The sequence below is a fragment of the Dorea sp. AM58-8 genome (genome assembly GCF_003464045.1).
Taxonomy (GTDB): Bacteria; Bacillota; Clostridia; order Lachnospirales; family Lachnospiraceae; genus Claveliimonas; species Claveliimonas ammoniilytica.
In genome coordinates this window covers 72,072-92,775 of record NZ_QSDM01000002.1, presented here as the reverse complement: position 1 = coordinate 92,775, position 20,704 = coordinate 72,072, and the positions used below count along the sequence as shown (strand labels likewise).

Annotated in this window: 16 protein-coding genes and 2 pseudogenes; all 18 read right to left on the bottom strand. The window is 46.9% G+C overall.

The window, feature by feature from the left end:
- Window positions 1-8: 8 nt before the first annotated feature.
- On the bottom strand, window positions 9-1,322 hold the full coding sequence (locus tag DXA18_RS02065; protein WP_118382469.1) for a M18 family aminopeptidase: 1,314 nt from the start codon (window positions 1,320-1,322) through the stop codon (window positions 9-11).
- A 39-nt stretch (window positions 1,323-1,361) separates the two neighbouring features.
- On the bottom strand, window positions 1,362-2,330 hold the full coding sequence (locus DXA18_RS02060; protein ID WP_243006996.1) for an acyltransferase family protein: 969 nt from the start codon (window positions 2,328-2,330) through the stop codon (window positions 1,362-1,364).
- Between the two features lie 117 nt (window positions 2,331-2,447).
- Window positions 2,448-3,233 carry an amino acid ABC transporter ATP-binding protein gene (locus DXA18_RS02055; protein ID WP_118382467.1) on the bottom strand — a complete coding sequence of 262 codons (786 nt, stop codon included), beginning with the start codon at window positions 3,231-3,233 and terminating at the stop codon, window positions 2,448-2,450.
- Window positions 3,234-3,247: 14 nt separating this feature from the next.
- Window positions 3,248-3,904, bottom strand: a complete 657-nt coding sequence (locus tag DXA18_RS02050; protein WP_118382466.1) for an amino acid ABC transporter permease — start codon at window positions 3,902-3,904, stop codon at window positions 3,248-3,250.
- 97 nt (window positions 3,905-4,001) lie between these two features.
- Window positions 4,002-4,775, bottom strand: a complete 774-nt coding sequence (locus DXA18_RS02045; RefSeq protein WP_118382465.1) for a transporter substrate-binding domain-containing protein — start codon at window positions 4,773-4,775, stop codon at window positions 4,002-4,004.
- A gap of 143 nt (window positions 4,776-4,918) precedes the next feature.
- A complete protein-coding gene (locus DXA18_RS02040) occupies window positions 4,919-6,553 on the bottom strand; it encodes a class I adenylate-forming enzyme family protein (RefSeq protein WP_118382464.1) in 1,635 nt (544 codons plus the stop codon).
- 130 nt (window positions 6,554-6,683) lie between these two features.
- Window positions 6,684-7,993: pseudogene (locus tag DXA18_RS02035) on the bottom strand (Na+/H+ antiporter NhaC family protein).
- Between the two features lie 30 nt (window positions 7,994-8,023).
- Window positions 8,024-8,227 (bottom strand): hypothetical protein, encoded by a 204-nt coding sequence (locus DXA18_RS02030; RefSeq protein ID WP_118382462.1) that lies wholly within the window; start codon window positions 8,225-8,227, stop codon window positions 8,024-8,026.
- 55 nt (window positions 8,228-8,282) lie between these two features.
- Window positions 8,283-9,820: pseudogene (locus DXA18_RS17255) on the bottom strand (Y-family DNA polymerase).
- A 1-nt stretch (window position 9,821) separates the two neighbouring features.
- Window positions 9,822-12,560: an AAA family ATPase gene (locus DXA18_RS02020; RefSeq protein ID WP_118382461.1), complete on the bottom strand. Its 2,739-nt coding sequence runs from the start codon at window positions 12,558-12,560 to the stop codon at window positions 9,822-9,824.
- Window positions 12,557-13,693, bottom strand: coding sequence for an exonuclease SbcCD subunit D (locus tag DXA18_RS02015; protein ID WP_118382460.1), 1,137 nt, complete (start codon window positions 13,691-13,693; stop codon window positions 12,557-12,559). The genes DXA18_RS02020 and DXA18_RS02015 overlap by 4 nt, the downstream gene beginning before the upstream one ends.
- A gap of 408 nt (window positions 13,694-14,101) precedes the next feature.
- Window positions 14,102-14,791, bottom strand: coding sequence for a hypothetical protein (locus DXA18_RS02010; RefSeq protein ID WP_118382459.1), 690 nt, complete (start codon window positions 14,789-14,791; stop codon window positions 14,102-14,104).
- Between the two features lie 36 nt (window positions 14,792-14,827).
- A complete protein-coding gene (gene lpdA, locus DXA18_RS02005; protein ID WP_118382458.1) occupies window positions 14,828-16,252 on the bottom strand; it encodes a dihydrolipoyl dehydrogenase in 1,425 nt (474 codons plus the stop codon).
- A 43-nt stretch (window positions 16,253-16,295) separates the two neighbouring features.
- Entirely contained in the window at window positions 16,296-16,964 is a 669-nt protein-coding gene (locus DXA18_RS02000) for a uracil-DNA glycosylase (RefSeq protein WP_118382457.1), read from the bottom strand.
- A gap of 22 nt (window positions 16,965-16,986) precedes the next feature.
- Complete coding sequence (gene hisF, locus DXA18_RS01995; protein WP_118382456.1) at window positions 16,987-17,748, bottom strand: imidazole glycerol phosphate synthase subunit HisF; 762 nt, start codon at window positions 17,746-17,748, stop codon at window positions 16,987-16,989.
- 15 nt (window positions 17,749-17,763) lie between these two features.
- Entirely contained in the window at window positions 17,764-18,369 is a 606-nt protein-coding gene (gene hisH / locus DXA18_RS01990; RefSeq protein WP_118382455.1) for an imidazole glycerol phosphate synthase subunit HisH, read from the bottom strand.
- Between the two features lie 120 nt (window positions 18,370-18,489).
- On the bottom strand, window positions 18,490-19,962 hold the full coding sequence (locus tag DXA18_RS01985) for a sensor histidine kinase (protein WP_118382454.1): 1,473 nt from the start codon (window positions 19,960-19,962) through the stop codon (window positions 18,490-18,492).
- The gene (locus DXA18_RS01980) at window positions 19,963-20,637 is read right to left on the bottom strand and encodes a response regulator transcription factor (RefSeq protein ID WP_118382453.1); all 675 of its coding nucleotides are present in this window, start codon (window positions 20,635-20,637) and stop codon (window positions 19,963-19,965) included. It abuts the gene before it with no gap.
- Window positions 20,638-20,704: the final 67 nt, after the last annotated feature.

Here is a 20,704-nt window from a genome sequence, read left to right as displayed (position 1 = left end):
TTAGTTCTTCATCGGATCTTCATACCATCTCTGGTCTCTTCCACCGATGCCTCATAGAAGCTTCGCATCGCAGTGATCATATATTCCAGGTCTCTGACTCCTGCCGTCTCGTAGCTGGAATGCATCGCCAGCTGTGGAAGTCCGATGTCCACGCATGGCACCGGCACCTGCAAAGCCGAGATGTTACCAAGCGTAGAACCTCCGGCAATATCCGAATGATTGGTAAATACCTGTGTCGGCACGCCTGCCTTCTCACAGATACTGCGGAATACTGCCGCAGACACACCATCTGAAGTATATCGCTGATTGCCACTGAACTTGATCACGACTCCCTGATTCAGAAGCGGTCTGTTAGACGGGCATGCTTTCTCGGTATAGTTCGGATGCACCGCATGTGCATTGTCCGCAGACAGCATCATGCTTCCAGCGATCATCCTGCGATAATCAGATGCACTGCCGCCCAAGGCTTCCTGGATCCGTTCCAGTGTATCTGCCAGAAATGTCGATGCCGCTCCCTGTCTGGTTGAGCTTCCCACTTCTTCATTATCATAGACACAGTGTACCGGAATCCGGTCCTGTTCCTCTGCACTCAGGAAACTGGTCATAGATGAATATACACACTCAAGATCGTCTAATTTACCGATAGACATGAATTCATCTTCCGATCCCCAGACACTGCCCGGCATACGGTTATATACATAGAGGTCACTTCCAAGAATATCTTCTTTCTTCACATCTGCTTCACGGGCAATCCGATCCATAAAACTTTCCTTTTCACCCTTTGTTCCCATACCATATAATGGCAACATATCCTTCTGCGCATGGTAATCATATCCCGTATTGATATCACGGTTCATGTGAATAGCAAGACTTGGAAGCATCAGCAGATCCTTATCGATCTGAACCAGCTTCACTGTGACGCCTTCTTCACTCTTCACAAGCAGTCTTCCCGCCACGGAAAGCGGACGGTCAAACCATGTCGAACAGATCATACCGCCGTATTTCTCCACATTCAGACGGACATACGCCTGCTCTGACCACAATTCCGGATTCTCTTTAAGCTTCAGGCATGGCGCATCACTGTGGCTTGCCACAATCTGGAAGCCGCTAAATGTCCCCTTAGGAACACGGAATGCGACCATCGCGGAACCATTGCGGATCACGTAGTATTTGCCGCCATGTTCCAGCTTCCACTCTTCACGCTCCAGAATCTGCTTATAACCCTGTTCTTCCAGTTCCTGCTTCATGTTGTCAATCACATGGAAAGGCGTCGGACTCTTTTCTATAAATCGGAATAATCCTTCTGTATAATTCATAATCATTCTCCTTTTCTCAATACCGATCAATACATCTAAATGATATTATAACAGATGCGACACTTTATCGGTAACGAATACGAAAGGTTTTCTGGATGCGATCCATACCAATGCCAGACAGAACAAAATCAACAGGATACTTTCTGTATTACTTCTCACCGAAGCCAGCACAGGAGTTGCGTATTTCAGACAACTGTACACCAGTCCATGAAAGATATATACTGCCATCGTTCGTTCTCCGATATAAGAATACGCTTTTTTCTCTGCCGGAAGCACCAACATGAGCAGATAAATCAATACAAAAGACAGCACATAACATCCGCAACGGATCAGCATCCCCTCCACCGGATCCAGCCCGAGTCCTGCATAAGAATATCTGCCATAAAAAATCTTCACCGGAAGCTTATGATGATAGTCATCCACAAACAATCCTATGATCAGCATTGTAAGAACAGCCAGCGCCCCACAGTATCCTGCCGGCTTTCGGAAGCGTTCCAGCACACTGCTGTCAAATTCCATCCCCGCCATAAAAAACGGAAAGAAAAAAAGAATCCTTGGTATGGACAGATAATTGCCGAGTCCCACAAAACCAATCAAAAGTCCGCCCGCAAACAGAAGCGGCATATGATATGGAACTTTCCTGATTACCGGCGCCAGCAAACGCCATACAAATAACGCCATCAGATACCAGAGTGAGAACTTCGGCCGGTCAAAATAAAGTCCCGTATGTTTATCCAGCACCAAAGTATACAAGAAATAATATACCAGTTCATATACAAAATACGGTATAACCAGTCCCTGTATTAACTTTTTTATAGATGGAATGCGCTTAGAAAAATAACCGGATATAAAAATAAATGCGGGCATATGAAATGCCACAATTCCCCATTTTAATTCATATAAAAAAGAATTCTGGTCGTAACACGGTTCGATAAAATGACCGATTACAACCAGAATGATCAAAAGCACTTTATAGTTATCAAATAAATATTCTCTCTGTTGTTCCTGCTTCAATTTCATCACCAGAGACTATTTTAGTACACCGATATCCGTCTTTCAATCCGCATTTTCTCAGAAAAAGCAATTGAATTTCACTAAAAATTCATGCATTTTATCTCATTTCATCCATAACTACCCTTGCGAATATCTTGACAAAAACTGTCTGGTGCGTTCTTCCTTCGGATGATCGATCACCTGCTTAGCGTCACCCTGCTCTACAATATATCCATCATCCATAAATATAATCTGATCTGCCACATCTCTGGCAAATGCCATCTCATGTGTAACGATGATCATGGTCGTCTTCTGATCAGCAAGACCACGGATTACACGAAGCACTTCTCCGGTAAGCTCCGGATCCAGTGCTGATGTAGGCTCATCAAAGCACAGGATGTCCGGCTTTAACGCCAACGCTCTCGCAATGGCAACTCGCTGCTGCTGTCCGCCAGACAACTGATGTGGATAATGTCCTGCACGATCCGCCAATCCCATCTGCGCTAGAAGTTCCTTTCCGTGTTCTTCTATTTCCACAAGGATCTGTTTTCTATTCTGCTTATAATCCGGACGTTCCTGTGCCAGGAGCTTCTCAGCCAATGTGACATTTTCCAGCGCCGTATACTGTGGGAATAAGTGAAACGCCTGAAATACCATGCCAAAATGCAGTCTCTTACTTCGCAGCTCCCTATCACTCATCTTCACCGGACGTGACGCGTCAAATACGGTCTCACCATTGACCGAGATTGTACCCTGATTTGGTGTCTCCAGGAAATTCAGACAACGAAGCAATGTTGTCTTACCGGAACCCGATGACCCGATAATCGCCAGCGCATTACCCTTTTCCAGGGAAAAACTCACATCTTTCAGAACTCGTGTGCTCCCAAAATGTTTCTCTATATTATTTACCTCTAAAACAGCCATTTCTCGCACACCTCCTATTTAAAATAATCCAGTTTTTTCTCAATATAGTTAAAAAGCAGTGTCAGGATACCGATAAAGATCAGGTAGAACACTCCTGTGTAGAACAACGGCCAGGTCAGTCCCGCTGATTTCATAAATGAATACCCTGCAAATGTCAGCTCATATGCCGCAATGATTCTGGCAAGAGATGTATCCTTAACCAGTGTAATAATCTCGTTAGACATCGGCGGCACAACACGCTTCACCATCTGAAGCAGTGTGATCTTAAAGAAAATCTGGCTCTTTGTCATGCCAAGTACCTGTCCTGCCTCTCTCTGTCCTGCCGGAACTCCTTCGATTCCACCCCGGAAAATAACCGAGAAATAACAGGCATAGTTGATTACAAAGGCGACTACCGTTGCCGTAATACGACCTGCTTCATTACCACTCCAGATATTATGTCCAAGCCACAAACCCGGTCCGTAAAAGATAATGATGAGCTGAAGCATCAGTGGCGTTCCCCGGATGATCCAGACAAAGACCTGAATCAGATAGCGGAGCGGTTTCCACCTGCTGGCACTTCCGATACCAAGGATCAATCCTGCCGGCAATGCAAATACCAGCGTCAATATAAAGATTTGAAATGTGGTCCACAGACCTTTTGTTAATTCCAGTGTTACTGTTCCAAACATTGTATCTCCCTCTTACGCGATAACAAGGCAGAGAGCTCAGACTCTCTGCCTTATCCACGATGTCTTTCATGCTGTCAGTTATGTATTATTGCCGATTCTACTTCTGCTCCAGTACTGCATCTGCAATGCCGTATTTCTCAGCGATTTCCTGTGTCTTGCCATCTTTGTATGCCTTAGTGAGCTGTTCATTGATGTATGCTGCCAGATCAGAATCCTTACGGCATCCGACTCCATACTCTTCTGAAGTCAGTTCATCTGAGCGGATCAGATCCGGATAACTTGTGCCTTCCCCGATCATGGCACTTGCCATCAGCAGGTCAATGATTGCCGCATCCGATGTACCAGATGCGACTTCCATCAGGGCATCTGCCTGCGATGCTACGGAATTGGCATTGTATCCTTCTTCTTCGGCTACTGCTTCTCCGGCAGATCCTGCCTCTACTGCAAATGTCAGCTTAGACGGATCATCCAGCTTAGACTCGTCCGTCGTAACGATAACCTGTCCATTGCTACAGTATGCATTGGTGCATTCCATAGAATTCTTCACTTCGTCAATCAGTGTCATACCATTCCATACGACATCGATATTCTTAGACTTGAGCTCCATAATCTTATTATCCCAGTCAATCTCTACAAACTCTACATCTACTCCAAGAGATTCCGCAACCATCTTTGCCATATCTGCATCGAAACCGACCCATTCTCCGGAATCATCTTTATAATCCATTGGTTCAAAATCGGTGATGCCTACCACCAGAGTTCCCTTATCCTTAATATAATCCACATCACTGTCTGTATTCTTGCCTCCGCAGGCGGTCATGGAAAATACCATTGTCAGGCTTAATAAACTTGCAATAATCTTCTTTTTCATAAACGTCTCCTTTGTTTTCGTTCTGCTAATTTAGTAGCATTGTAGCATGGTAGCAGACTAAAGTAAAGCATTTTTTTAAATACAAGAAAAGACTGCTGCAAACATTTCTGTTCACAGCAGTCTCATCCTGCCCTTTATGAATCTTAACCTTTGTTCTGCATCTCCACCAGACGCTCACCACAGTACATCTCCCGAAGCTTCGGCTTTTCAATCTTGCCTGTCGCATTTCGCGGTACTTCTGCAAAAATATATTTGTGCGGACGTTTGTAACGAGGAAGCTTCCTGCAGTATTCTTCCAGATCTTCCTGGGTACATACATATCCTTCTTTCACTTCTACAACAGCTGTTGCGATCTCTCCCAGACGCTTATCCGGCAGTCCGATAACAGCCACATCCTTAATGGCATCGCAGCCGCGCAAAAAGTCTTCAATCTGTACCGGATACAGGTTCTCGCCACCACTGATGATGACATCCTTTTTACGGTCTACAAGGAAGAGGAATCCGTCTTCGTCTTCTTTTGCCATATCTCCGGTGTACAGCCAGCCGTCTTTTAAGGTATCCGCAGTTGCCTTCTCATCTTTATAGTAACAGGTCATAACGCCAGGACCTCTTAACAGAAGTTCACCGACCTCGCCTTGTTTTACGTCTTTGCCATTCTCATCCACCACACGGGTCTCCCAGCCGTATCCGGCTTTACCGATAGCTCCGATCTTATCAATATTCTCCACGCCAAGATGTACAGCACCTGGTCCAATAGATTCGCTGAGTCCATAGTTGGTATCGTACTGATGCTGTGGGAAGTATTCTTTCCAGCGCTTGATCAGACTCGGCGGCACCGGCTGTGCCCCAATGTGCATCAGACGCACCTGATCCAATTTGTAATCAGATAACTTCAGATCTCCGCGGTCCAGTGCATCCAGAATATCCTGCGCCCACGGTACCAGCAGCCACACGATCGTACACTGCTCATTCGACAATGCATCTAATATATATTTCGGCTTGGTTCCCTTCAGGATCACTGCCTTGCCACCAGTCAGCAGACTTCCGAACCAGTGCATCTTCGCACCGGTGTGATATAACGGCGGAATACACAGGAACACATCATCTTTGGTCTGTCCGTGATGCTTCTGCTCTACCTTAGCCGCATGCATCAGGCTCTCGTGATTATGCAGAATCGCTTTCGGAAATCCTGTTGTTCCTGACGAAAAATAGATTGCCGCATCATCCTGGTCACTAATCTCTACATTCGGTGCCATACCGGAGCAGTTCGCCGTCTGATGGGCATAACTCTCTGCAAATGACGGACATCCGTCTCCCACGAAGAACAGCAGACGGTTTTTAGAAACGGAATCTGCAATCTCTTCCACACGCCCGATAAATTCCGGTCCAAATACCAGTACATCTGTGTCCGATTTATTGACACAGTATTCAATTTCATCTGCCGAATAGCGGAAATTCAATGGAACAGCAAGAGCTCCGGCCTTCAGAATACCAAAATAAATTGGCAGCCACTCCAGACAGTTCATCAGCAATATTGCAACTTTATCACCGCGCTTCACGCCTCTGCTCAGGAGCAGATTCGCAAAACGGTTCGCTTTCTCATCAAACACACTCCATGTGATCTCTCTGCGATAATGTACAAATGGAGTCGGCTCAATCAGCTCATACTCTTTCCATGTGATCCGGCGGTCTTCCGGCTGTTGCGGGTTAATCTCCACCAGAGCAATGTCTTCTCCGTACTTTTTCGCATTTTCTTCTAACAGTTTTGTAATCGGCATCTCGCTTTACCCCTTTAACGCTTTTATTTACTAAAGCACACTTTAACATATCTACCGATAAAAGTCAATCAAAGTATTCAAAAAGACAGCTGCTCTTTCGAACCGCTGTCTCAACAAACATACAAGTCTATTAGTTCTTTTTCTCAGGGAATGCAAAGATAAATACCAATGAACTGATCAACAGCATTCCCGGATAGAAAAGCTTCGGGATCACATCAAATGCAGATAATTCATGTCCCATCTCATGCACTGCTGAAAGCGCTACCAGCATCTGCGCACCGTAAGGAATTACGCCCTGGGAAATACAAGAGAATGTATCCAACAGGGATGCCGCCTTGCTGTGCGTAATTCCATATTCTTCTGACATTTCTGCCGCAATTGGATTCGCCATCACAATGGCTACGGTATTATTGGCCGTTGCAACATCCATTGCTGCTACCAGAAGTCCCATGCCAAGCTGTCCTCCTTTGCGTCCCCGGAATACCTTACGAATTGCCGAAAGCAGTGCTTCGAAACCACCGTATTCCCGGATCAGGGCGCAGAGAGCCGCTACCAGAATGGCTACCATACAAGTCTCAAACATGCCCGAGATTCCAGAGCCCATATTTCCGATCATATCCACTACCGTTGTCTGTCCGGTTGCAAGCATGATAATAATTCCCGAAAAGATGCCTGCCAGAAGCACAACAAATACATTAATGCCGATAATTCCTCCTGCCAGAACGAGTACATATGGAATAATCTGAAGCAGATGGTATTCATGTGCCACCGCACCATTCAGGGTTGTGCGAAGTGACAGGATCAGGATCAATACCAATGTTACCAGCGCTGCCGGAAATGCGATCCAGAAATTCTCACGGAATTTATCCTTCATTGGACATCCCTGCCCATTGCAGGCTGCAATTGTCGTATCCGATATAAAAGAAAGATTATCTCCGAACATTGCTCCTCCCATAACAGAACCGACACAAAGTGCCAGGTCAAAACCGGATGCATCCGATACCGCCGCCGCAATCGGCGCGATCAGTGTGATCGTTCCTACCGATGTTCCCATGGCAGTTGACACAAAACATGCCACCACAAAAAGTACCGCCACTGCAAATTTGGCCGGAATCAGTGACAGCATAAAATACGCTACGCTTTCCGCACTGCTGCGTCCTACAACGCCCACAAAGCTTCCCGCCACAAGAAAGATCAGCAGCATGGTAATAATATTTTTATCAGCAATGCCCTGTGCCATAATCCCCAGCTTGTCATCAAATGACACTTTACGGTTCTGCAGGCAGGCCGTAAGAATCGCCACCATAAATGCCAGCACGATAGGAATATTATAGAATCCCATCGGAATCTTCATCACATATTCAAACACAATTCCAAGTCCCAGATACAGGACTAAAAATACACCAATTGGCAGTAATGCCTCGGATTACTCTTCTTCATTGTCTTACCCTCTCATTCTTCCTGAAATTATTACTCGTAAAATGTTTCCCGTTCCATGTCTTCACTGACATGGTCTCTCTCCATCTGCCGAATCACTTCCTGGTGTCCGGTCAGCGCCGCAAACGGAGCAAATTGTGCCGCCCGGTCGCGTCTTGCCATCTGTGGATGATTCTTCGACACCGGATGCGGCATATCCAGCATATCTTCGTATTTGCTGAAATCAATCTCTTTCATACTTTTTCTGCCTCTCGCTTATACCTTATCATACACTTTATGACCAGCTTTGTTCTTACGCCTTGTGGCCGCCGATCTGACTGTTCCTCTCGATTGTGGTCGCACCTTCTTCCAGATTCATGCCCTTGAGCACTGCATTTTTCCCATAACGCTTCTTAATCTCCAGAAGTGCCTGCTGCAGATGCTTCTCACGTTCCTTCGCTTCTGCCGCCTCTTTCTCTTCCAGTTCCTTTTTTCCATAATCGGTAAACAGATTCAGCTGCTCATAGCGTTCTTTCTTCTGCGCTTGTTTTTCTTCTATCACATGATTCGCAGTCACATTTACCCGGCGCACCAGGAGATCCGGATTCACGATCCGGTCATACAGTTCCATTACTGCCCGGATAATCTCTCTGGATGATGCCGTGTGCTCCGGGAGATTCGTTGTGCCATGTGCATGTTTCGGAACGCTTCTTCCATAGCGGTCTGTCGTCACTTCGCCATGATATTTACTGCGGATCTTCGAATCCTCGAGACAGCTCCTGTCATAACCAACGGTCAGCACCATCTGATCCGCCGCCAGTCCATGGGCTGCAAGGTCAAGCGCTAAAAGATCTGTCATCTCCCGCACGATTAGTCTGGCTTTCTTTGCATCATACGGACAATGCAGCACCTGCCCGGAACCCATACTGTTCGTCTCCGGCTTGTATGACTTGATATCCTCCATTGTACATGGCTCATATCCCCAGGCGTGATCGATCAGAAGTTCCGCATTTACCCCAAACATCCGGTACAACAGTTCTTCATTATAATACTCACCCGGCATACCAATCGAACACCGGGCAATATCTCCCATCGTGTAAATGCCCTGCTCCGCAAGCTTTTTTGCATATCCATGGCCGACTCTCCAAAAGTCTGTCAATGCTGATGCGTCCACAACAGTCTTCGATATTTTCTTTCATCCAGACTCGCAATCCGCACGCCGTGCCTGTCCGGCGGAATATGTTTCGCCACAATGTCCATGGCAATCTTGCTGAGATACAGATTCGTGCCGATCCCCGCCGTCGACGTGATTCCCGTCGTCTCCAGCACATCCCGGATGATCTTTCCCGCAAGTTCCTCCGCCGTCATCTGATACGTGTTCAGATAATGCGTCACATCCATAAACACCTCGTCAATCGAGTACACATGCATATCCTCCGGTGCCACGTATTTCAGATAAATGTCATAAATGCGTCCGCTGTATTCCAGATATTTGGCCATCTGGGGCGGTGCTGTCACGTAATCTGCCCTGATCTGCGGACGATATTCCAGTTCAATCGAATTGACGGAGCTTCCTGCAAATGTACCGTCTGGCGCTTTCCGCTGTCTGCCGGCATTGACCTTCTGCATCTGCTGTATCACCTGAAAGAGTCTCGGTCTTCCTGGAATCCCATAAGCCTTCATAGATGGTGACACCGCAAGGCAGATCGTCTTTTCCGTACGGCTCTTATCAGCTACCACGAGGTTTGTGTGCAATGGATCCAGACCGCGCTCCAGACATTCCACCGACGCATAAAAGGACTTCAGATCAATGGCAATATATGTGCGCTTTTCTTCTATATAACCTGCCATCCTATACACCTCGGATCTCGGCAGTACTTCCACCGCTTCGCTCTTTCTTCACCACGATCTGACGGTCGATCCGGTTCTTCAGTTCATCTACATGGGAAATGATTCCCACCAGCCGCTTGCTCTCTGCAAGTCCTGCCAATGCCTGAACTGCCTGTTCCAGCGACTCCGAATCCAATGATCCGAATCCCTCATCCACAAACATCGTATCCAGGCGGATACCACCTGCAGATGCCTGGATCTCATCGGCAAGTCCAAGTGCCAGCGACAGGGACGCCTGGAAAGACTCACCACCGGAAAGTGTGCGGATACTTCTCTCACTTCCATTATAATGATCAATCACATCCAGTTCCAGTCCGCTCTGGCTTCGGAGGTTACTGCTGCCTCTGCGCCGCTTCATCTCATACTGTCCACCCGTCATGACCATCAGTCTGGTATTAGCTCTGGCAATAATGCGGTCAAAATACGTCATCTGCACATAGGTCTCTAACATGATCTTTTCTTTGCCTGGAATATTACCAAGCGCAGTTACAGCCAACGAGCGGACCATTGTATACTGCTTTTCCTTTTCCACCAGTTCTTTGCTTCGATTCTGCAGATTCTTTAATACGGACTGATTATTCTGAATCCGGTGATGCAGTTCTTTCCCGCGTTCTTCACATGCTGCTTTTTCAGTTTCTATCTCTGCCTGCTTCTGCCGCAACGCTTCCGTATCTGCTTCCACCGCTTCTTCCAGCTGCTGTCTCAGTTCTTTCAAGCGTCCCTCGGTTCCGGCAATTTCCACTTCTGCTGTCTGAACTGCTTTCTCTGCCTGTTCCAGCTGACGCTTCATCACATTCTGCTTCTGCACAAGTTCTATATGCTTATCCCGTGCTTCCTTCTGTCCCGGATATGGAAGCACTTCCGTCAGTCTCTGAATTTCCTCCCCAGCCGCCTTCTGCTTACTTTCAACTGCGGCCTGCCGCTCCCTGATCTGCTGCAGTTCTTCTGTTACTTTCTCCAACGCTTTTTCCTGCTCCGGAAGCAGCCGGTTCCACATATCCTTCTGCTTTACCTTCTCTGATGCAAGCCCTTTCTCTTGCTGCAGCTGTTTTTCTGTTGTCTGCCCCTGCTTCTGGAGATCCGCAAGCCGATGCTTCATTTCTTCCAAAGTTCCTGTCAGTTCCAGCCCTTCAGCTTCTCTTTTTATACTTTCTGCACGACTCTGTACATTTCCAAGCAACTCACCTGCTTTCCGGCTGGCTTCTGCTTCTCTCACTCTACACTGTTCCAGTTCCTGCTGCAATAGTTCCAATTCGTCTTTGGACGGCGCGCCCGGATTCTGCTCTGCCGGTGCCGGATGATGTATGGAACCACACACAGGACATGGCTGGTCTTCTACTAAAGTCTGCGCAAGTATTCCCGCCTGTTCATCTAAGAATGCCTGATTCTTGGCACGGTAATCCATTTCTTTTTTCCGGACTTTGTCCCGCTCCGTCTGATATTCTCGCTGCTTTACCAGCAGATCCTGTTGCAGCTTCTCGTATTGCAGGATCACTTTTGATAGATTCTGCAGGCGTTCCATATATTTCTGATGCTTCTCGGATTCAAACAAAAGCTTCTGATACTCTTCCGGTGCATCCGCAAGTGATTCACCGGCTTTCTTTCCTTCCCGAATCTTGTCTTTCAACTCTGCCAGCTTCGTCTCACGCTGTCTCTGCCGGACTGCCAGCTTCGCACATTCGTCCTGACTCTCTCTTTCATTCTTTCGCAGTTCTTCCAGGCGAAGATACTGCGGCATCAGGCTTTCCAGTCTGCTGACCTCATCTGCAAGACGTCTGCGCTCCGGCTCTTTTCCCTGTTCTTCCCGATATCTCTTCTGTAATTCTGTAATCTGCTCCTGCTGCGCTTTCCGTCTGTCTTGCAATTCCAGATACAGCTTCTGCCTCTTCTTCCGCTCCCGATCCCGTTCTAACTCGGACCGGATCTTCTGCAACACCTGTTCTTTCTGTTGTAATTCTTCAAACAGTCCTGCCTGTATCTCCTGATCTGCCTTATTCTGTTCTGTTAGAAGTTCCATCACTTCTTCCACCGGTGTCTCTTCAGATGCATCTTGATTCCAGAGAATCCCCTGGATATACTGCTTCACACTCTCACGCAGAGTCTCACATTCACGTTCCAGCGCGCGGTATTTTTCCTTCAGGATATCCTGAACCTGTTGATACGGTGCCGTCCGGAATATCTCACGAAATATTTTCTGCCGCTCTGTCGTTCCCTTCTCGATCAGATCCCTGAACTTCCCCTGTGCGATCATCGCGATCTGACAGAACTGTTCTCTGTTGACACCCATGATCTCTGTCACTGCTACCGTCACATCTTTCGGCTTCGTGACCACTCTTCCATCCGGATAGATAAGCTCTGCCTCCGCTTTCTGCATCGTCATGCCTGTACCGCGTTTTGTCGGACGCTCGTACTCCGGATTCCTGCATACTTTATATGTCTTACCCCCATAGATGAATGTAAGCTCCACCTCTGTAGGCACGGACGGATCTGCATATTTGGAACGGAGCATTCCCGCTTCTCTGCTGTCACCGCTGGCTTCTCCATATAACGCAAATGTAATGGCATCAAAGATCGTCGTCTTGCCGGCTCCCGTATCTCCTGTGATCAGATAAAGTCCGCCTGCTCCCAGTTCTTCCATATTCAGTTCCTGTATGCCCGCATACGGTCCAAATGCCGACATGCGGATATAGACTGGTCTCATGCTTTATCCTCCCACACCTGTTCCATAATCTCCTGCATCAGCCTGAACTGTTCTTCATCCATCGGCTGATTATTCTGTGTCTCATAAAACTCCGCAAATAGTTCCATCGGAGATTTCTTTTCGATGGCCTCAATCTCCTGTAACACCTGATTCCCGCGCGTTCTCGCATTATCGTAGTCTAACTTCATCAGATTCGGATAGATCACCTGCAGCTTTCTGACTGCATCTGGTATATCTTCCTCATCCGTTAATGTAATATGCAGATAGTCTTCCCTGTCCATATCCCGGTAATACGCCCGGTCTGTCAGCTCCATATACGTGCCTTGGATTTCCCGCATATCATACTTTGGTATCAAAGGAATGCGCCGAATCGACACCTTTCCTTTTTCTTCCAGTTCCACCACGGTAAGGGACTTCTCATGACCTGCTTCTGAAAAGGAATACTTTAATGGAGTCCCACAATACCGCACCGTGTCTCTCATGATCCGCTGCGGTCTGTGGATATGCCCCAGTGCCACATAGTCGAACCCGTCAAATACAGTTACATCCACATTGTCGGTGCCGCCCACAGAGATTTCTTCCGAGTCCGAACGTTCCGCGCCTGTCACAAACTGATGCGTTACCAGCACCTGTCTGGCATCCGCATTTCTCTCCATATGGGAAATGGCTGTACGCATGGCATCTGTATAACTCTCTATCTCCTCCTCTGCATAACAGCGTCTTACATGAATCGGCTTGATAAATGGCAGTAAAAAGAACTGTACAATACCGTATGCATCTTCTAATTCCACTGGCTTTACATCTCCGTCATAGACCGGAGACACATGCACACCGCTGTGCTCCATCAGCTTCCCGCCAAATGCAATACGCTCTGCCGAATCGTGATTGCCACTGATGATCATGACTTCCACGCTCTGCTCCGCAAGCCCGCATAAAAACTGGTCAAATAACTGTACTGCTTCCGCCGGAGGTACAGGCTTGTCATAGATATCGCCCGCTAAGATCACCACATCCGGATGTTCTTCTGCCACGTGTTCCAGAATCTGCTTCAATATATAGCGCTGGTCATCCAGCATCGAAAACTCATGCACCCGTTTCCCCAGGTGAAGGTCTGACAAATGTATGATCTTCATAGACGGTGCCTCCTTTTGACATACGATTATTATACCTTATCTCATTAGATTTATATATATCAGTTCAAGCAATATGTCTTGCATCATTTGTTACTACGTGATATATTAAAGATACAAAAGGAGCAACCGCCAACAAGGTTGGTTGACCTCTTATAAGTATGACATAGACTGCCACCCTTTTCTGGTCAAAGTTCGGGGTGGCTTTCTATATGCTGTATTAGTGACAAATTATATATACAAATGTCAGTAATGACAAAATGAACATTCCAAAAGACATTAACTCTTTAAAATCAAAATGCTTCATTTGCACCACCTCCATTCTTACAAGAATAGAGGTCTCCACCCTGCAACACGGTTACTCATTTATTATGTTATCACATTTTCTTTTTTATTTCAATCATTTGTATCTCAGTTTTTCAATTTATATACAATCCACACAATTCCAAACACTGCCGCTATATACACCAATGCCACCAGCACGGAACTTTTCTTTCCACGTCCCCATTTGCCTGCTGCCAGATACATCGCATCCAGCACATCCGCCAGGAACAGAAACTGCAAAATCCCATGAAGCACAGCTGCACCTCCGCTGATCTTACCGGCGCGGACGCTCCCCCGGATCACCTGTATACTGTACATACTTCCAGGCAGGATCGCAAGCCAGCTCATAATAACACTCCACCCGATCATCACCAGTACAAACGGAAGCCAGACCGGTGCAACAAGAAGTGCCAGTCCCCTCGTTCCCATGACCAGTCCAAATGTGAGCATGAAATATACCAGAAAAAGTACGATAAAGTTCACACAGAAAAAGATGACCAGACCATACTTATGGATCAGCATTCCGTTGATACAGCCAAGCATGTCCTGCCTTTTGTATATCTGGAATGACTTGACCATGTTCCAGATGCCAAGTATTACCAGGATTCCGCCATACACAAGCATCGGCAGGAACCACAGTACCGTCTGTGTCCAGTACGACATATCCACCACACCCATAAACCATGTAAACAGTTCAAAATGAACCGCCATAAGCGGTGCACAAAGAGATAACAATATGACATAGATAACCGCTAACCGTTTTGCCGCTTTGTCCATTCCGATCCACTCCTTTATCGTCACCTTTTGTAATAATTATTCCTTTATATTATCTCTGCTGTTCTCCACCGCACAGGAAATCGCTTCATTAAATGTCGGATGTGCACGCATCGCATACATGAGCTGTGTGGAAGTCAAGCCATTTGCCAGTGCCGTTGCAAGCTCTCCGATCATATCTGTCGCTCTGGCGCACATGATCTGCGCTCCCAGTAATACATCACTGTTCGCCGCGAAGATTACTTTGATGAATCCTCCGGTCTCTCTGGAAATGATCTGCTGTCCATTGCCTTTCATATCATAACGTCCGACCCTGATCTGCACGCCTTTTTCTCTTGCCTGGGTCTCAGTCAGTCCCACGGATGCAATCTCCGGCTCGGTATACAGACAGCTTGGCACAATGGAAATCGGTGTAAACAGACAGCTCGGCACCATGGATACGATAACGGACGGTGTCAAATCGTTCATTTTCTCCACCACATAAGTGCCCTGCGCTGACGCCACATGCGCCAGCTGGATACCGCCGGTCACATCTCCGACGGCATAGATTCCCGGCACGCTGGTGCGGAAGAATTCATCCACCAGAATCTTGCCATGATCCATCTTGATCGGCACCTCCGGTGCAAATAATCCATCGGTATTCGGAATACGCCCCACCGACATCAGTAATGCCTCCGCATGTACACGCTTCGTACCCTCCGCGCAGACAAATTCACAGCATACGCCTTCTTCGTCGCGGGTAATCCGCTCCGACATACTTTCTTTATATATTTCCACGCCATGTGCCCGCATCAGACGTTCCAGTTCGTCGGAAAATTCGCTGTCGATACGCGGAATCAGATGATCCGATACTTCAATGATCGTAACTTTCGCTCCCAGATTACGGAATACGGTTGCTGTCTCCAGACCGGTCACACCACCGCCAAGCACAATCAGGCTATGATATTTATTACCTCCGGATGTCATCAGTGCTTCACTGGTCATAACTCCCGGCAGATCCGCTCCCGGTATGTCCAGTCTTCTTTCCTTAGAACCTGTTGCGATCAGTATCTTATTGCCAAAATAAAAGCTGCTGCTTCCATCTTCAAATGTGACACGCACCTGCTTTCCTGACATAACTGTCGCAGTCCCCTGTACTGACTGGATACCAAGTTCTTTGAACTCCTCTTCCAGATTCTCCCGCATCTCACGCGTCGCCTGGTTCTTATATTCGATCATATCCTGCAGGTCATACCCTGCATCATCTGCGTATAATCCGTATTTGCCGCATCCTAATATCTCCCGGTACAATGTCGATGCACGAAGCAGTGCCTTCATCGGAATACATCCACGGTTAATACAGGTGCCGCCGATTGGTCCTTTCTCGATGATCACCACCGACATGCCAAGCTTTGCGGCCTTCTTCGCAGCCACATAGCCGCCCGGTCCTGCCCCTATGATAAGCAGGTCAAATTTGTTATTCATACGTTACCTCCTGGCTCTCAGTCCATACTTCACATGCATTCTTTTAATCAATCTGCCAGTCGATCGGTTCCAGACCATGCTCTTCCAAGAATGCATTGGTCTGGCTGAACGGTTTACTTCCAAAAAATCCTCGATATGCAGACAATGGACTTGGGTGTGGTGCTTTCAGGATCAGATGCTTCGGATTGTGTAACATCGAAGCCTTCCGCTGTGCCGGACCGCCCCACAGGATAAATACGATCGGCCTGTCCTGACTATTCAGTGCCATGATCGCCGCATCGGTGAATTCTTCCCAGCCAATTCCGCGGTGTGAATTTGCCTGATGCGCACGAACCGTCAATACCGTATTCAGCATCAGTACGCCCTGTTCTGCCCATTTCGTCAGACATCCGTGATTCGGAATCGTACATCCCAGATCATCATGCAGCTCTTTATAAATATTGACCAGTGACGGCGGAATATCTACACCTTTCTTTACCGAAAAGCAGAGTCCATGTGCCTGTCCCACATTGTGATACGGATCCTGTCCCAGGATTACCACCTTCACCTTCGATAACGGTGTCAGATGAAATGCATTGAAAATGTCATCTGCCGGCGGAAATATCTGATATCTGCTGTATTCTTCATTCACCTTTTTAAATAGTTCCCGGTAATATGGCTTACTGAATTCTTCCTTCAGAGCATCCAGCCAGTCATTATTAATCGCTGCCATACGTTTCCTCTCCTCTGTGCTTTTACAGACGTACCGATACGCCCTTCTCACGCAAGTATTCTTTTACTTCCCGAATTTCCAGTTCTTTATAGTGGAACAATGACGCTGCCAGTGCCGCATCTGCCTTGCCATCTGTCAGCACCTCTTCAAAATGTTCGAGCGTACCGGCACCTCCTGATGCGATCACCGGAATTGATACCTCTTCAGCTATGATTCTGGTAAGCTCCAGATCATAACCGGCCTTTGTTCCATCGCAGTCCATGCTGGTCAGAAGAATTTCTCCCGCTCCCAGCTGTTCTACTTTCTTTGCCCACTCAACCGCATCGATACCTACATCGATACGGCCGCCATTTTTATATATATTCCATCCGCTTCCATCCGCTCTGCGCTTGGCATCAATCGCAACGACCACACACTGGCTGCCGAATTTGTCCGCAGCATCGGATATCAGACGCGGTATATTGATCGCGGACGAATTAATCGATATCTTATCTGCACCTTCTCTTAGCAGTGCACGGAAATCATCCACCGTACGGATGCCGCCGCCTACCGTAAATGGAATAAATACAGTCTCTGCTACCTTGCGGACCATATCTACAACTGTCTCTCTGGCATCAGACGAAGCTGTAATATCCAGAAATACCAGCTCATCTGCACCTGCTTTATCATATGCCTTGCCGATCTCTACCGGATCACCGGCATCTCTTAAATCTACAAAATTAACACCCTTTACCACTCGTCCGTTATGTACGTCCAGGCAGGGAATAATTCTCTTGGTATGCATGTCATCTTCCTCCTTCTACAGTTCCACAAAATTTTTCAAAATCTGAAGTCCTACATCGCTGCTCTTCTCCGGATGAAACTGACAGGCAAATACATTATCTTTTTCTACGGAAGCGTGGATCGTCGTCGTATAATCCGCAGTTGCGGTAACAATCTCTTCCTCTGCTGCCTTCAGATAATAAGAATGAACAAAATAAACATATGGATGTTCGCCTAATCCTTTAAAAAGTCTTCCTTCTCGCGGAAAATCCAGTGAATTCCAGCCCATGTGCGGGATCTTATAGCCTTCCTTATCCGGCAGTTTCAGAATATCCCCTTTCAGAACTCCGAGACCTTCCACACCCGGTGCTTCATCGCTCCGCTCAAATAAAAGCTGAAGTCCCAGACAGATTCCAAGGAATGGCGTGCCTTTCTTTGTCACCTCATGGATCACCTCCACCAGTCCATACTGATGCAACTTCTCCATCGCGTCTCCGAATGCTCCGACGCCCGGCAGGATCACATGATCCGCTGCCATGATCTCGTCTCTGTCTCTGGTAATCTTCACTTCCTGTCCAAGAAGCTGCATGGCTTTCTCCACGCTTTTAATATTTCCCGCATCGTAATCAATAATTGCGACCATATATCTGGTTCCTTTCTTCTGTATTACCTCTCAAGCATAACAATTTACTGCATCATAATATCTTGCATATCATTTTGCCAAAAGGAAATGCCACGGATTGCTCCGCAGCAGTCCATGGCATCATTTTACCTCTAACTCAAACCAAAAGGCAACCCCATTGTCATAATTCTCCACACCATATTTTCGATGCAGTGACTCCATGATGGCCTTGACGATAGACAGTCCGATACCGTTACCGCCATACTCTCTGGTATGAGCTTTGTCTACTTTATAGAATTTCTCCCAGATGTGTGAAATGTCTTCTTCCGGAATCGGCTTACCGGTGTTAAATACTGTCGTCCTTGCAATGCCATCTTTCACTTCAATCTTCACTTCTACCACCATGTCTCCCGCAAGATGGTTAAATGCATTGCTTACATAGTTCCTCACAACCTGCTCGATCTTATATTCATCGCCCCACACGTACAATGGCTCTGTCTGACGAAATCTTACCTTTGCCTGCTTCTGCTCTGCAAAAAGCTCCATGCTCTGCAGAACACCCTTCACTAACTCGGTCAGATCAAACCGTTCAAACTGAATCTTTTCATCACCAAATTCCAGCTGATTCAGATCCAGCAGATTACGTACCATATGATTCATCTTAGAGGCTTCATCCATAATGACATCACAGTAGAACTCTCTGCTCTCCGGATCATCATTTACGCCCTCTTTTAAGCCTTCTGCGTATCCCTGGATCAATGCGATCGGTGTCTTCAGCTCATGGGACACATTTCCCAGAAATTCATTCCGCATCTGCTCCAGTCTGTCCTTCTGCTCAATATCTTTCAACAATTGATTATTGGCACTCTTCAGATCTGAGATTGAACGTTCCAGCTTCTCTGACATCCGATTAAAGTTCTCACCCAACACACCAATCTCATTGTCACCACCACTGGTGTATTTGGCATCAAAATCAAGCTCTGCCATTTTCTCTGAAAGTCCCGCGAGCTCTCGCAACGGTTCTGTCAGACGTTTCGAAAAGAACCATACCATCCATATCCCCACGACCAACACGATCAGCTCTACAACAATCAGAAACTTATTAGACAGTGCTACACTCTGCTGGATACTCTCGATTGGACTCTGAATCAGGAAAATATAATTGGAGCCGAGCGTTCCACGCATCATCAGATACTCCGTTCCCGCCTCCTTTCCTTTGGTCTCTGTAAGTTCGTATTCATCTGTCTTCTTTAATGTCCGGTCATTTTTCTCTGTCCGGTTCAGTATAAACGCGTCCAGATTCTGCTGCAGATCCATGGTATGCTGCACATTGGTAATGAGCTTCTGATCTTTCAGATTAACTGCCAGAAAAAACAGATTATTCTTCTCTGCCAGGTGTACCAGTTCACTGTATGTCTCCTCATCGGATGTATCCAGTTCGTCATTTTGTTCCGCATCCAGAAGTGCTTCGTACATGCTGATAAATTTGGCTTCTTTATTGCGGATGTAATACGGTCCCAGCAGCCACACATTACATACCAGAACCGCCACACACATAAACGCCAGAAGCGAGATGAAAATTACGATCATCTGCTTCTTAATCGAATGTTTCATTTATTCCACCTCAAATTTGTAACCCATACCCCAAATGGTCTTAATGTAATTACCTTTATCACCCAGCTTATTTCTCAGCTTCTTTACATGAGTATCAATGGTCCGCGCATCTCCGAAATAATCATAATTCCACACATTATTGAGGATCTTCCCCCTAGAAAGTGCGATTCCCTGATTCTCCAGAAAATATGTCAGCAGTTCAAATTCTTTATAACTAAGGTCGATACTCTTGCCGTCCACCTGTACCTGATGTGCCGCCTTGTCAAGCTCAATACCACCGGCTTCCATCTTCTCTTCTGCATCTGTTCCGTATATACGCTTCAGAAGTGCACCTACACGCGCCACCAGGATCTTCGGACTGAATGGCTTAGAAATGTACTCGTCCACACCAAGTTCAAATCCCTGCAGCTCATCACGCTCTTCAGATCTGGCCGTCAGCATGATGATCGGAACCGTGGAGTCTCTGCGGATCTCACGGCATGTCTGCCATCCATCCATCCTCGGCATCATCACATCCAGAATCACCAGATCGATCTTCTGCTCATAGAAAATATCCATTGCTTCCATTCCATCCCCTGCTTCCAATACCGAATAGCCTTCTCTCTGAAGGAAATCCTTTACCAGTTTACGCATTCTGCTCTCATCGTCTACTACCAATATCTGTATATTACTCATCTAACCACCCTGTCCTCTTCGTATCATAATGGGGATTTCTGCCCTGTATCTTACGCTTAGTGTAGCA

Bases quoted from the DNA above. Each gene is read 5' to 3' on its own strand.
- DXA18_RS02020 (WP_118382461.1), bottom strand. From the start codon at position 12,560: ATGAGACCAGTCTATATCCGCATGTCGGCATTTGGACCGTATGCGGGC.
- hisF (WP_118382456.1), bottom strand. From the start codon at position 17,748: ATGCATACCAAGAGAATTATTCCCTGCCTGGACGTACATAACGGACGA.
- DXA18_RS02000 (WP_118382457.1), bottom strand. From the start codon at position 16,964: ATGGCAGCGATTAATAATGACTGGCTGGATGCTCTGAAGGAAGAATTC.
- DXA18_RS02015 (WP_118382460.1), bottom strand. From the start codon at position 13,693: ATGAAGATCATACATTTGTCAGACCTTCACCTGGGGAAACGGGTGCAT.
- DXA18_RS01985 (WP_118382454.1), bottom strand. From the start codon at position 19,962: ATGAAACATTCGATTAAGAAGCAGATGATCGTAATTTTCATCTCGCTT.
- lpdA (WP_118382458.1), bottom strand. From the start codon at position 16,252: ATGAATAACAAATTTGACCTGCTTATCATAGGGGCAGGACCGGGCGGC.
- hisH (WP_118382455.1), bottom strand. From the start codon at position 18,369: ATGGTCGCAATTATTGATTACGATGCGGGAAATATTAAAAGCGTGGAG.
- DXA18_RS02030 (WP_118382462.1), bottom strand. From the start codon at position 8,227: ATGAAAGAGATTGATTTCAGCAAATACGAAGATATGCTGGATATGCCG.
- DXA18_RS02040 (WP_118382464.1), bottom strand. From the start codon at position 6,553: ATGCCGATTACAAAACTGTTAGAAGAAAATGCGAAAAAGTACGGAGAA.
- DXA18_RS02010 (WP_118382459.1), bottom strand. From the start codon at position 14,791: ATGGACAAAGCGGCAAAACGGTTAGCGGTTATCTATGTCATATTGTTA.
- DXA18_RS02055 (WP_118382467.1), bottom strand. From the start codon at position 3,233: ATGGCTGTTTTAGAGGTAAATAATATAGAGAAACATTTTGGGAGCACA.
- DXA18_RS02050 (WP_118382466.1), bottom strand. From the start codon at position 3,904: ATGTTTGGAACAGTAACACTGGAATTAACAAAAGGTCTGTGGACCACA.
- DXA18_RS02065 (WP_118382469.1), bottom strand. From the start codon at position 1,322: ATGATTATGAATTATACAGAAGGATTATTCCGATTTATAGAAAAGAGT.
- DXA18_RS01980 (WP_118382453.1), bottom strand. From the start codon at position 20,637: ATGAGTAATATACAGATATTGGTAGTAGACGATGAGAGCAGAATGCGT.
- DXA18_RS02045 (WP_118382465.1), bottom strand. From the start codon at position 4,775: ATGAAAAAGAAGATTATTGCAAGTTTATTAAGCCTGACAATGGTATTT.